The sequence below is a fragment of the Chelatococcus sp. CO-6 genome, from assembly GCF_001271345.1.
Lineage (GTDB): Bacteria > Pseudomonadota > Alphaproteobacteria > Rhizobiales > Beijerinckiaceae > Chelatococcus_A > Chelatococcus_A caeni.
The window spans coordinates 185,532-197,222 of the sequence record NZ_CP012398.1 but is presented as its reverse complement, the minus strand read 5'-3'; the positions used below and the strand labels follow the sequence as shown (position 1 = coordinate 197,222).

Annotated in this window: 12 protein-coding genes; 4 read left to right on the top strand and 8 right to left on the bottom strand. The window is 68.9% G+C overall.

All coding sequences use genetic code 11. From position 1 onward, the window contains the following. Positions 1–3: 3 nt before the first annotated feature. Positions 4–687: a ribulose-phosphate 3-epimerase gene (gene rpe, locus AL346_RS01105; protein ID WP_055457342.1), complete on the bottom strand. Its 684-nt coding sequence runs from the start codon at positions 685–687 to the stop codon at positions 4–6. Between the two features lie 234 nt (positions 688–921). Here rpe and AL346_RS01100 point away from each other — a divergent pair, with 234 nt between their 5' ends. After that, positions 922–2,193, top strand: a complete 1,272-nt coding sequence (locus AL346_RS01100) for a glycosyltransferase (RefSeq protein ID WP_040404066.1) — start codon at positions 922–924, stop codon at positions 2,191–2,193. Positions 2,194–2,198: 5 nt separating this feature from the next. Here the strand turns inward: AL346_RS01100 and AL346_RS25875 are convergent, their stop codons facing one another. Next, positions 2,199–3,170, bottom strand: coding sequence for a sodium:proton symporter (locus AL346_RS25875; RefSeq protein WP_156332652.1), 972 nt, complete (start codon positions 3,168–3,170; stop codon positions 2,199–2,201). Positions 3,171–3,371: 201 nt separating this feature from the next. Here AL346_RS25875 and AL346_RS01090 point away from each other — a divergent pair, with 201 nt between their 5' ends. Further along, positions 3,372–4,619 (top strand): FAD-dependent oxidoreductase, encoded by a 1,248-nt coding sequence (locus AL346_RS01090; protein WP_019401699.1) that lies wholly within the window; start codon positions 3,372–3,374, stop codon positions 4,617–4,619. On the opposite strand, the gene AL346_RS01085 is transcribed toward AL346_RS01090, so the two are convergent. Then, positions 4,592–5,608 carry a P1 family peptidase gene (locus AL346_RS01085; RefSeq protein ID WP_019401700.1) on the bottom strand — a complete coding sequence of 339 codons (1,017 nt, stop codon included), beginning with the start codon at positions 5,606–5,608 and terminating at the stop codon, positions 4,592–4,594. The two genes, AL346_RS01090 and AL346_RS01085, sit on opposite strands and share 28 nt — an antisense overlap. Positions 5,609–5,714: 106 nt before the next feature. On the opposite strand from AL346_RS01085, the gene AL346_RS01080 reads away from it, so the two are divergent. Together AL346_RS01080 and AL346_RS01075 are read left to right on the top strand one after the other, a co-directional pair. Then, positions 5,715–6,443 carry a cytochrome c biogenesis CcdA family protein gene (locus tag AL346_RS01080; protein WP_019401701.1) on the top strand — a complete coding sequence of 243 codons (729 nt, stop codon included), beginning with the start codon at positions 5,715–5,717 and terminating at the stop codon, positions 6,441–6,443. 94 nt (positions 6,444–6,537) lie between these two features. Further along, positions 6,538–7,008 carry a DUF1203 domain-containing protein gene (locus tag AL346_RS01075; RefSeq protein WP_053193134.1) on the top strand — a complete coding sequence of 157 codons (471 nt, stop codon included), beginning with the start codon at positions 6,538–6,540 and terminating at the stop codon, positions 7,006–7,008. 60 nt (positions 7,009–7,068) lie between these two features. On the opposite strand, the gene AL346_RS01070 is transcribed toward AL346_RS01075, so the two are convergent. The 5 genes from AL346_RS01070 to livM all read right to left on the bottom strand — a co-directional run bounded on the left by AL346_RS01070 (position 7,069) and on the right by livM (position 11,686). Next, on the bottom strand, positions 7,069–8,193 hold the full coding sequence (locus AL346_RS01070; protein WP_019401703.1) for a branched-chain amino acid ABC transporter substrate-binding protein: 1,125 nt from the start codon (positions 8,191–8,193) through the stop codon (positions 7,069–7,071). 116 nt (positions 8,194–8,309) lie between these two features. After that, positions 8,310–8,663 carry a DUF6867 family protein gene (locus AL346_RS01065; RefSeq protein ID WP_019401704.1) on the bottom strand — a complete coding sequence of 118 codons (354 nt, stop codon included), beginning with the start codon at positions 8,661–8,663 and terminating at the stop codon, positions 8,310–8,312. Positions 8,664–8,673: 10 nt separating this feature from the next. After that, entirely contained in the window at positions 8,674–9,444 is a 771-nt protein-coding gene (locus AL346_RS01060; RefSeq protein WP_026015053.1) for an ABC transporter ATP-binding protein, read from the bottom strand. After that, positions 9,441–10,283: an ABC transporter ATP-binding protein gene (locus AL346_RS01055; protein WP_019401706.1), complete on the bottom strand. Its 843-nt coding sequence runs from the start codon at positions 10,281–10,283 to the stop codon at positions 9,441–9,443. Before AL346_RS01055 ends, AL346_RS01060 begins: the two co-directional genes overlap by 4 nt. Beyond that, the gene (gene livM / locus AL346_RS01050; protein ID WP_019401707.1) at positions 10,283–11,686 is read right to left on the bottom strand and encodes a high-affinity branched-chain amino acid ABC transporter permease LivM; all 1,404 of its coding nucleotides are present in this window, start codon (positions 11,684–11,686) and stop codon (positions 10,283–10,285) included. The genes AL346_RS01055 and livM overlap by 1 nt, the downstream gene beginning before the upstream one ends. Between the last annotated feature and the right edge of the window lie 5 nt (positions 11,687–11,691).

Genomic DNA, 11,691 nt, shown 5'->3' with positions numbered 1-11,691 from the left:
AAATCAGACGAGTTCGCCGCGCGCCCGCTCGGCGGCGCTGCGGATGGCGGCGATGTTGCCGGCATAGGCGCTCTCGCCGCCCTTGAAGACGGCCGAGCCGGCCACGAGGGCGTTCGCCCCGGCCTTTGCCAGCGCGCCGGCGTTGTCGGCGGTGACGCCGCCATCGACTTCGAGGTCGATGGGCCGGTCGCCGATCATCGCCTTGATCCGCGCCACCTTGTCCAGCGCCGAGGGGATGAAGGCCTGCCCGCCGAAGCCGGGGTTGACGCTCATGACGAGCACGAGGTCGACGAGGTCGAGCACATAGTCGATGGCGCTCTCGGGTGTGCCGGGATTGAGCGACACGCCGGCTTTCTTGCCGAGCGCGCGGATGGCCTGCAGCGACCGGTGCAGATGCGGCCCCGCCTCGGCGTGGACGGTGATGATGTCGGCGCCCGCGGCCGCGAATTCGGCGAGATAGGGGTCGGCCGGCGCGATCATCAGGTGCACGTCGAGCACCTTCTTCGTGTGCGGGCGGATGGCGCGCACCACCTGGGGACCGAAGGAGATGTTGGGCACGAAATGCCCGTCCATCACGTCCACATGCACCCAGTCGGCCCCGCCGGCGTCGATGGCGCGCACCTCCTCGCCGAAACGGGCGAAATCGGCCGCGAGGATGGAGGGGGCGATGGCGAGGGCGCGCTGCATGGGAACCGTCCGCTTGAACATGCTGCAGGGGCGAAGGGCCCCGCGCGTGCCGCCTAGCACGGAGGGCGGGGCGGGGCAACGGGTGGGCGCACGGGGAAGCCGCGCCCGGGCTGCCCGACTGTATGCACGCCGTGCAACCGGCTGCCGGTGGGCGGCAGGCGCCATGATCTGAAATATTGAACGTTCATTGTCGCCGAACTGGGTCGTTCGATAAGCAGATCGGATGTTTTCTGGATGAGATTATTATTTTTGCACAATAATTTCCCGGGGCAATACGCGCGCATCATCAAGCATCTCAATGGCCGGAAGGGCATCGACATCCTCGCCGTGTCGCGGGCCGGCAACCGCCAGCCGTCGCCCGTGCGGCGCATCGACTACGAGCCGCATCGGAGCGTCAGCGAGCAGGTGCATCCCGCCCTGCGCTACACCGAAGAGGCCGTCATCCGCGGTCAGGCGGTCTACAAGGCGCTCGCGCCCGCGCGGGCGAAGGGCTGGCGGCCGGACGTGATGCTGGCCCACAGCGGCTTCGGCGACGGGCTCTTCCTGAAGGACCTGTGGCCCGATGCGCGCTACATGCCGTATCTCGAGTGGTACTACCGCGCCTACGGCTCCGATGCCTCCTTCTTCGATGAAAGGGCCAAGGATCCGAATGTCGAGCTGCGCATCCGGATGAAGAACACCGTCATCCTGCAGGATCTTGCGGCGATGGACTGGGGCCAGTCGCCGACGCAGTACCAGAAGTCCCAGTTTCCCGGCGTCTTCCATGGGCGGATGTCGGTTCTCCACGACGGGGTCGACACCGACTATTTCGCGCCCGACCCGCGCGAGACCCTCACCATCGGCAGCCACGTCTTCCGGCGCGGCGATCCGCTCGTCACCTATATCGCGCGCGGCATGGAGCCCTATCGCGGCTTTCCCCAGTTCATCGAGGCGGTGTCGCTGCTCCAGAGGATGCACGCCGGCGTCCATGCGGTCGTCATCGGCGAGGACCGCATCGCCTACGGTCCGAAGGACAAGGCCTCCTACAAGCAATGGGCGCTGGAGACCTTCAGGCCCGACCTCGGGCGCCTCCACTTCCTCGGCCGTCAGCCGCTCTCCGTGCTGCGGCAGGTGCTGCGCGTATCGGCGGCGCATGTCTATCTCACCGCGCCCTTCGTGCTCTCCTGGTCGATGATGGAGGCGATGGCGACGGGCGCGCTCATCGTCGGCTCGGATACGGAGCCGGTGCGGGAGGTCGTCGACGACGGCCGGACCGGGGTGCTCGTGCCCTTCTTCGAGCCGCCGCGCCTGGCGCAGCGCCTGCTGGAGGTCCTCGCGGCGCCGCAGCGTTACGAAGATATCCGTCGCAGGGCGCGCGCGCTGATGCTGCAGCGCTATGACGAGCGTGAGCTGTGCGCGCGCTATGTCCGGTTGATCGAGACCGTCGCTGCCGGAGGACGGCCGGGACCGGCCGGCCATGGCCCGGTCAGGGAGAGCGTGCGGATGCCGGAGGCGGCCGTCATCTGAGCGCTTCAGCGCCGGGCGGGCAGGGGCGTGCGCAGCATGCGGCGGGCGAGCGGCTCCAGCACGAGCGGCATGAGGTAGATGGGAAACTGGGCCATGGCGAAATAGAGCCAGGTGCCGTCCGGCACCGCGCCGGCCATGGCGGCGACGAGGAGCCCCATGTTGCGGTGGCCGGTGGCATAGCCGATGACGAAGGCCTCGCGGGCGCCGAAGCGCGCGGCCAGCACGAAGAGGCTGGCGGCGATGCCGGCGAAGGCCACTACGAAGACGATCAGCGCATCGGTGGCGACGGCGAGCGGGTTGGCGATCATCGCCTCCGCTACCCCGTCCATCGCCCCGACCGCGAAGATGAAGAAGAAGACCACGTTGAGGCCGTCGAGGGCGGCGCGCCGGCGCGCGATCCGCGCCAGGCCGACGAGCCGGCGCAGCACCAGGGCGAGCACCGCCGCCCCGCCGAGGAGGAGGGCGAGGCGCAGGGCGAGGACCGAGGTTTCGATCGGCACGGCGGCCCCGGCGATCACCTCGGCCACGAGCGGCGCGGTCAGCGGCGTCGTCACCATGCTGGCGACGAGCACGGTGACGAGGAAGGAGGCATCGAAGCCGAGCAGCGTCGCCACGGCGGGTGCCGAGAGGATCGGCGGGGCGGCCGCCATCAGGGCAAGGCCGAGGGCGAGCTCCGGGCCGACGAGATCGTGTCCGAGGGCGAGGACGATGCCGCCGAGGGCGATCGGCAGGGAGGCGACGATCCAGAACCAGGCAAGCAGGATACGCCCCGGCTGCCGCAGGAGGGCGCGTATGGCGCCGAAATCGGCGCGCAGGAAGGTGAAGACGAGGAAGAAGAAGACGCAGGTGCCGATCAGCGGCCGGGCGAGACTCGCGAACTGCGGCAGCGCCAGGCCGATGAAGATGGAAGCGGCGAGGGCCTTGGTGCCCTGGCGGCCGAGCAGGGCCAGGGGCTTGAGGAGAATGGTCTGCAACACGTCCCTGGCCTTCCTTCCGTATTTCCCCGGCCGTTCTTCATGTGGTCCGGGTCCGCATCCCTCATCGAGAAAGAAGCGTCCGGCCCCCTTGCGCCGATGGCAGGCGTCGTGCTTTCGCCATGCGGGTGCCGGCGTTGTCCGCGACGGGCCGCCATCCCAGAATGCGCCGCCGGGTTCGGCATCAGCAAGAAGGTCAAATGCATGCAAACGGACGTCGTCGTGCTCGGAGCGGGTATCATCGGGGTGTCGGCGGCGTTGCATCTGCAGGCGCGCGGGCGGTCTGTCGTGCTTCTCGACAGGCGCGGGGCGGGGGAGGAGACGAGCCACGGCAACGCCGGGCTCATCGAGCGCGCCAGCGTCGTGCCCTACGGCTTTCCGCGCGATCTCGCCTCGCTCTTCCGCTACGGCCTCAACCGCTCGGCGGAGGCGCACTACCATCTCGCCTTCCTGCCCAAGGTGGCGCCCTGGCTGGCGCAATACTGGTGGCACTCCTCGCCCCGGCGCCATGCCGTCGCGGCCAGGGCGATGCTGCCGCTGATCGAGCGCTGCGTCACCGAGCACGAGGCGCTGATGCGCGAGGCCGACATCCTGCCCATGCTGCGGCGGATCGGCTGGATCAAGGGTTTCCGCGACAAGGCCGAGTTCCAGCTGGCGGAGGAGGAGGCCCGGGCGAGCGCCGCGCTCTACGGCCTCAAGCTCGAGGTGCTCAGCGGCGCGGACCTGCGTGCCAAGGAGCCGCACCTCACCGGCGACTTCGCGGGCGGGCTGCACTGGCTCGATCCCGCCAGCGTGCCGGACCCGGGCGCCGTCACGCGGGCCTATGCCGAGCTCTTCGAAAAGCGCGGCGGGCGCTTCCTGCGCGGCGACGCCCGTTCTCTCGTCGCCTCCGGCAGCGGCTGGACCGTGGCGGCGGAAGAGGGGCCTGTCACGGCGCGCGAGGTGGTCGTGGCGCTCGGCCCGTGGTCGGGCGAGATCTTCCGCCCCCTGGGGTACCGCATCCCGCTCGCGGTCAAGCGCGGCTACCACATGCACTACCGCCCCGCGGGCAATGCGGTGCTCAACCACCCGCTCTACGATGTCTCGGGCGGCTACCTCATCGTGCCGATGACGCGCGGCATCCGCCTCACCACGGGGGCCGAATTCGCCGACCGCGACGCGGCGCCGAGCCCGGTGCAGCTAGCCCAGGTGGAGCCCGAGGCGCGTCGCGTCTTCCCCCTCGGTGAGCGGGTGGATCCGGAGCCGTGGATCGGCGCACGGCCCTGCCTGCCGGACATGCGGCCCGTCATCGGCGAGGCGCCGCGCCACAAGGGGCTGTGGTTCGCCTTCGGCCACAATCACCACGGCTTCACGCTCGGCCCCGTCACCGGCCATCTCCTGGCGCAGATGATGGCCGGGGAGGCTACGCTGACCGATCCTGCGCCCTATGCCGTCGGGCGCTTCGGCCGATAGAGGTCGCGCCAGGCTGGCAGGGCGCCGGGCAGGGGGAGCGCCGTCGCCTCGTAGACGCCGCGGGCGATGGCGCGGGCAAGGCAATCGGCCGCGACGGCACCGAGATCGGCGAAGGCATAGATGTCGTCTTCCGGCAGCGGCTTGAGGCCGGTCGCCGCAGCGAAGACGAGGTCCCCGTCGAGCGGCGCATGGGCCGGGCGCAGCGCGCGGCCCATGCCGTCGTGGGCGACCATGGCGAGGCGCTTGGCCATGGCCTTATCGAGGACGGCGTCGGTGGCGACGAGGGCGATCGTCGTGTTCTGGCCCGGGCCGCCCTTGTAGCGCGGCACGAGGGCCTGGCGGTCGAAATCCACCGGCAGGCCGCAGTTGCCGAATTCGCCGCCTTCCTCGTAGGGCGCGGCCCAGAAATGCGGCCCGTCACCGACAGTCGCCGAGCCGACGGCATTGACGGCGACGAGGGCGCCGACGGTGTGGCCGGTGCGGGTGACGGCGCTCGCCGAGCCCAGCCCGCCTTTCAGGTTGACCGTCGTCGCGCCATAGCCGGCACCCACCGAGCCGAGCGGAAAATCTTTCCTCGCCGCCGCGACAGCCGCCATGGCGAGGGCGCGATGGGGCGGCTCGCCCTCGCCGCGTGCCCAGGGCTTGTCGCCGCCATTGAGGAGATCGAAGAGAATCGCCTGCGGCACGATGGGCACGCGCACGTCGCGGATGGCAAAGCCGCGGCCCTGTGCCGCAAGCGCCTGCATGACGCCGCCGGCCGCATCGAGCCCGTAGGCCGAGCCGCCGGACAGGACGATGGCGTCCACCGCCGCCACCGTCGTCTCCGGTTCGAGCAGCGCGCTCTCGCGCGTGCCCGGCGCACCGCCCATGACGGCGAGGCTCGCCGTCGCCGGCTTGTCGAAGACGGCGACCGTGAGGCCGGTTGCGGCGGTTGCATCGTGGGCATTGCCGATGCGGATGCCCGAAACGTCGGTGATGAGGTTGAGCATTGTGGTCATGGTGCGATGGTTGCCGTGAAGGGCGGCGCTTCACAAGGGGGCGAGGCGGCATTTCACCGCCTTTCGCCGGGCCGGCGCTGCGGCTAAGAGCAGCCCCATGACCGACGTCTCCACTTCCGCCGCGGTTCTTGCCGGGCTCGTCAGCTTCCTCAGCCCCTGCGTGCTGCCGCTGGTGCCGCCTTACCTGTGCTATCTCGCGGGCACGACGCTCGACCAGCTGACGGAGCGGCGCGAGCCGCGCGTCAGCCGCAAGGCGCTGTTCGCCGCCTTCTTCTTCGTGCTCGGCTTCGCGACGGTCTTCGTCATGCTGGGTGCGACGGCCTCGGTCTTCGGCCAGCTGCTGCGCCGCTATGTCGACGTGCTCGGCACCGTAGCCGGCATCGCCATCATCGTCATGGGGCTGCACTTCCTCGGCGTCTTCCGCCTGTCCTTCCTCTACCGGGAGGCGCGGCTCGACGTCGCCAAGCCGGCCGGCATCGGCGGCGCCTATGTCATGGGTCTCGCCTTCGCCTTCGGCTGGACGCCTTGCATCGGCCCCATCCTCGCCGCGATCCTCGCCGTCGCCGGCACGGAGGAGAGCGTCGGGCGCGGCGCCTTTCTGCTCGCCGCCTATTCGGCGGGCCTCGGCATCCCCTTCCTCCTCGCGGCGCTCGCCATGAAGCCGTTCGTCGCGCTCCTGCGCGGCATGCGCTCGAAGTTCCACCTCGTCGAGAAGGTGATGGGCGGTCTCCTCGTGCTGACGGGTATCGCCTTCCTCACCGGCGCGCTGACGGACATGTCCTTCTGGCTGCTCGAGACCTTCCCGGCGCTCGGGGCGCTCGGCTGAGCAACGGCGGCCCCGCAGGAAACGGGTGGGCAAAACGGGTCGCCAGACGCGATCCGGCGATGAGGATGGATGCTCCTCAACAGGGAGCACCCCGATGGCGTACCGCATCCGCGGCCTCGATCCGCGTCTCTTCGACGATTTGTTCCGGCTGGATGAAGCCTCGCTCGCGCGCCGCGGCATCGTCCGGCGGCGCGTCACGGCATCCGGCACCAGCCCGTGCCGCGTTAGCCTGCAGGACGCGCAGCCGGGCGAGGAGGTGCTGCTGCTCGCCTTCGCCCACCACACCGAGGAGACGTCGCCCTACCGCGCGTCGGGGCCCATCTTCGTGCGCCGCGCGGCCGAGGAGGCTTACGATGCCGTGGACGCGGTGCCGCCGATCCTGCCGGCGCGGCTGATCTCGCTGCGCGCCTATGACGCCGCGGGCATGATCGTCGATGCCGGGGTCGTGCCGGGCGTCGAGATCGAGAGCCACATCTACCGCTTCCTGGCCCGGCCGGATATCGCCCACGTCGACGCGCATTTTGCGGCCCGCGGCTGCTTCGCCTGCCGCATCGAGCGCAGCTGACGCCAAAAGGAAGGGCCCGCCTCGGGGGAGGCGGGCCCGTTGTCTTCCAGTGCTGCGAGATCAGTTGATCTCGTTGCCGGCGTAGTCGATCTTGCCGTCGGAGCCCTTCTTCCAGACGTACATGACGTAGTCCGGACGGGTGATGTCACCCTTCTTGTCGAAGGAGAGGTCGCCCAGCACCGTCTTGAAGACCTTGCCGGAGTGGATCACCTCGGCCACCTTCTTGGGCTCGAGGGACTTCGCCTCTTCCGCCGCCTGCTTGACGATCTCGACCGCCGCATAGCTGTAGAGCGTGTAGGCCTCGGGATCGTAGTTCTTCTTCAGGAAGCGCTCGACGACCTCCTTGGCCGCCGGGTTCTTGCGCGGATCGGGCGCGAAGGTCATGAGCGTGCCCTCGGCGCCGGGGCCGGCGATGGAGACGAACTCGCTCGAGACGATGCCGTCACCCGACATCAGCGGCGCCTGCAGGCCCTGGTCGCGCATCTGGCGGATGATGAGGCCGGCCTCCGTGTGCAGGCCGCCGAAATAGACGACGTCGACATTCGCGGCCTTGAGCTTGGAGACGAGGGCCGAATAGTCCTTCTCGCCCGGGTTGACGCCCTCGTAGAGGACTTCCTTGAGGCCCTTGGCGTTCATCGACTTCATGGTCTCGTCGGCGAGGCCTTTGCCGTACGGCGTCTTGTCGTGGATGATGGCGACCTTCTTGTCCGCGAAATTCTTGGACAGGTAGTCGCCCGCCACCTGGCCCTGCTGGTCGTCGCGGCCGCAGATGCGGATGGTGTTCCACAGCCCGCGCTCGGTGAACTGCGGATTGGTGGAGGCCGGCGTCAGCTGCAGGATGCCGGATTCCTCGTAGACCTCCGAGGCCGGGATCGACACGCCCGAGTTGAAGTGACCGACCACGTACTGCACGCCGTCGCTGGCGAGCTTGTTGGCGACGGATACGCCCTGCTTGGGATCGGAGACGTCGTCGCCCACGCTGACCACGATCTTCTGGCCGAGGATGCCGCCGGCGGCGTTGATGTCCTCCGCCGCCTGCTCGGCGCCGTTCTTCATCTGGGTGCCGAAGCTTGCGTTCGGTCCCGTGATGGGGGCGCCGACCGCGATCTTCACCTGGGCGTTGGCAGCGCTGGTGAAGGCGAGGCCAAGACCGAGCGCAATCCCGGTCAACAGCACTTTCTTCATCTGGTACTCCCCTGGTTTTTGTTGGGCCCCGCTCCGGGGCTCCGGTCGGCGAGCCTCTCGCCTTGGGCGCAATCTTGCGCCATTTGCGGCGAGAGTCACTCGCAAACGGTGGTGTCTCAGCCGCTGCCCTTCTCGCGCCAGGTCAGGGGACCCGTCCGCTCGTAGAGCCAGCGATACTGCGTCGTCATCTGCCGCGTGCGCGTGTAGCGGAAGCCGGTGAGGCCGATGACGAGGAGCACGATCGCGTCCACGATGTAATAGTGGAGCGACAGCAGCGTGCCGTGAAAGAGGGCGAAGTGGATGAAGCGTACCCCCCCGGCGAGCACGAGCAGATAGAACACCGCCTGCCACACCGGCGCCCAGATGAGCGCCACCGCCCGCCCCGTCATCCAGGCGGCCCAGCCACCCATGATGCAGGTGACGAGGAGGAAGAGGAGGAACGAGCTTTCTTCGTAGAGGATGCCCTGCATCGTGTGTTCCTCAGTGGGCCCCGCCTTCGAGATAGGCGGCGCGGACCTGCGGGTTCTCGAGCAATTCCTTGCCGGTACCCTGCAGGGTGATCGATCCCGTCACCATCACGTAGCCGCGGTGGGCGAGCTTGAGCGCGTGATAGGCGTTCTGCTCGACGAGGAAGACGGTCATGCCGTCGCGCTCGTTGAGCTCGCGGATGACGTTGAAGATCTGCTTGACGACGAGCGGGGCAAGGCCGAGCGAGGGCTCGTCGAGCAGCAGGAGCCGCGGCCGGCTCATCAGCGCGCGGGCGATGGCCAGCATCTGCTGCTCGCCGCCGGAGAGGGTGCCGCCGCGCTGGTTGAGCCGCTCCTTGAGGCGCGGGAACATGGTGCAGACCCGCTCGAGATCCTCGTCGAAATGGGCGAAATCCTTGATGGACGCACCCATCTGCAGGTTCTCGAACACCGTCATGCGCGGGAAGATGCGCCGGCCTTCGGGGGATTGCGCGATGCCGAGATGGGCGATCTCGTGCGTCGGCATCTGGGTGATGTCCCGCCCGCCGTAGGTGATCGAGCCTTCGCGGCAGCGCGGGTTGCCGAAGATCGTCATCATCAGCGTGGACTTGCCGGCACCGTTGGCGCCGATCATCGTCACGATCTCGCCCTCGTGCACGTCAAGGTCGACGCCCTTGAGGGCGATGATGTTGCCGTAATAGGTCTTGACCCCGCGCACCGAGAGAAGGGGCGCCCGCCCGGCCGCGGCCTGAGCCGGCGCGGGCATCATTGCTGCGTCGCTCATAGGCCGACCTCCGCTTCCACGTGCTCCACTTCTTCGTCCTCGACGCCGAGATAGGCGGCGATGACGCTCTGGTCGTTGCGCACCTCCTCGGGCGTCCCGTCCGCGATCTTGGTGCCGTAGTCGAGCACCACGACATGGTCGGAGATGCCCATCACCACCGACATGTCGTGCTCGATGAGCAGGATGGAGGTGCCGTGATCCTGCCGGATGGACAGGAGCAATTCGTTGAGCTCGTGGCTCTCGCGCGGGTTGAGGCCGGCGGCCGGCTCGTCGAGGCACAGGAGGATCGGGTCCGTGCACATGGCGCGGGCGATCTCCAGGCGGCGCTGGGCGCCGTAGGGCAGGTCGCCGGCGGGATCGTCGGCCCGGTCGATGAGGTTGATCTTCTCCAGCCAGAACTTCGCCTGCTCGACCGCCTGGCGCTCCGCATCCCGGAAGCCGGGCAGGCCGAGGAGGCCGAAGACGGTGAAGCCGGAGGCGAGCATCAGCGGATTGTGGCGGGCGACGAGGAGGTTCTCCAGCACCGTCATGCCGGTGAACAGGCGGATGTTCTGGAAGGTGCGGGCGACCTTGGCCTTCCAGGAGATGGAATGGCCCGGCAACCGCTCGAGCAGGAGGGTGGAGCCGTCGCCATGGCGCAGCGACAGCATGCCCTCGCTCGGCCGGTAGAAGCCGGTGATGCAGTTGAACACCGTCGTCTTGCCGGCGCCGTTGGGGCCGATGAGGGCGGTGATGTCGCCGCGGCCGACGCTGAAGGAGAGATCGTTGACGGCGACGAGGCCGCCGAAGCGCATCTTCAGATGCTCGACCTCGAGTACGGGATCGTCTTGCCAGCGCATCAGCCGTGCCCCTCCTTGACGAGCGAGCCCGAGATGGCCTTGCGCTCGGTGAGTACGATCGACGGCTCGCGGTGACCGACGAGCCCGCGCGGACGCCAGACCATCATCGCCACCATCGCGAGGCCGAAGATGAGCAGGCGATATTCGTTGGGATCGAAGCCCGCGCCGAAGACCTGCTTGAGGAAGTCGAGATTGCGCAGGAGCTCGGGCGCGCCGACCATGAGCACGGCCGCGATGGCGACGCCCACCTGCGAGCCCATGCCGCCGAGGACGACGATCGACAGGATGATCGCCGATTCGAGGAAGTTGAAGCTCTCGGGCGACACGAAGCCCTGGCGCACGGCGAAGAACGACCCCGCGAAGCCGCCGAACATGGCGCCGATGGCGAAGGCCGTGAGCTTGGTGTTGCGGGTGTTGATGCCGAGCGAGCGGCAGGCGATCTCGTCCTCGCGCAGCGCCTCCCAGGCCCGGCCCACGGGCAGGCGGCGCAGGCGGATGGTGACGAGGTTGGTGATCAGCGCCAGCATCAGGATGAGATAGTAGAGGAAGATCATCCGGTGCATGGGGCTGAAGGGGATGCCGAACAGCGAGGCGAAGCCGCCCTCGCTCGAATCGAACGGCACGCCGAAGAAGGTGACGCGCGGGATGGAGGAGATGCCCGCCCCGCCGTTGGTCAGGTCCACCCAGTTGATGAGCACGAGGCGGATGATCTCGCCGAAGGCGAGGGTGACGATGGCGAGATAGTCGCCGCGCAGGCGCAGCACCGGAAAGCCGAGGATGATGCCCCAGAAGGCGGCGAGGATGCCGGCAAGCGGCAGGCACAGCCAGAAGGACCAGCCGAACGTCGTCGACAGCAGCGCATAGGAATAGGCGCCGACCGCATAGAAGGCGACGTAGCCGAGATCGAGCAGCCCGGCGAGGCCGACGACGATGTTGAGGCCCCAGCCGAGCATCACATAGGTGAGGATGAGGATGCCGAGGTCGACCCAGTAGCGCGCGCCGCCGAGCCCGCCCGAGGCGAGGGTGGCGAGCACCGGATAGGCGACGGCGACGCCGAGGAAGAGCGGCACGGCGATGCCGAACAGCTTCTGCAGGGCGGGGCTCGCCGGCGCCTTGAGCCGCGGCGGGGCGGCAGCGCGGCGCGCGGCGCGCAGGCAGAGCACGAAGCGCAGCGCGAAGATCAGCGCGCAGGCGACCGCCACGACGCCCCAGCGGGGCTGCAGGTAGAGCGCGTTCGCCTGGTTCTGCTCGGTCTTGAAGGCGAGGATCGGGATGGACAGCCCGAGCGTCAGCAGCGCGGCGATGCCGGCCTCGCGCAGCGCGGCGGCAATCTGCGCGCCCGTTGCGGAGGAGGTGGCTTCGGCGGTGGCGATGGCGGGGGCGTGCGGTGTGTTCAGGGCCATGGTCC

Coding starts and splice junctions, on each gene's coding strand:
- rpe (WP_055457342.1), bottom strand. CDS start 687: ATGCAGCGCGCCCTCGCCATCGCCCCCTCCATCCTCGCGGCCGATTTC.
- AL346_RS01100 (WP_040404066.1), top strand. CDS start 922: ATGAGATTATTATTTTTGCACAATAATTTCCCGGGGCAATACGCGCGC.
- AL346_RS01090 (WP_019401699.1), top strand. CDS start 3,372: ATGCAAACGGACGTCGTCGTGCTCGGAGCGGGTATCATCGGGGTGTCG.
- AL346_RS01085 (WP_019401700.1), bottom strand. CDS start 5,608: ATGCTCAACCTCATCACCGACGTTTCGGGCATCCGCATCGGCAATGCC.
- AL346_RS01080 (WP_019401701.1), top strand. CDS start 5,715: ATGACCGACGTCTCCACTTCCGCCGCGGTTCTTGCCGGGCTCGTCAGC.
- AL346_RS01075 (WP_053193134.1), top strand. CDS start 6,538: ATGGCGTACCGCATCCGCGGCCTCGATCCGCGTCTCTTCGACGATTTG.
- AL346_RS01070 (WP_019401703.1), bottom strand. CDS start 8,193: ATGAAGAAAGTGCTGTTGACCGGGATTGCGCTCGGTCTTGGCCTCGCC.
- AL346_RS01065 (WP_019401704.1), bottom strand. CDS start 8,663: ATGCAGGGCATCCTCTACGAAGAAAGCTCGTTCCTCCTCTTCCTCCTC.
- AL346_RS01060 (WP_026015053.1), bottom strand. CDS start 9,444: ATGAGCGACGCAGCAATGATGCCCGCGCCGGCTCAGGCCGCGGCCGGG.
- AL346_RS01055 (WP_019401706.1), bottom strand. CDS start 10,283: ATGCGCTGGCAAGACGATCCCGTACTCGAGGTCGAGCATCTGAAGATG.
- livM (WP_019401707.1), bottom strand. CDS start 11,686: ATGGCCCTGAACACACCGCACGCCCCCGCCATCGCCACCGCCGAAGCC.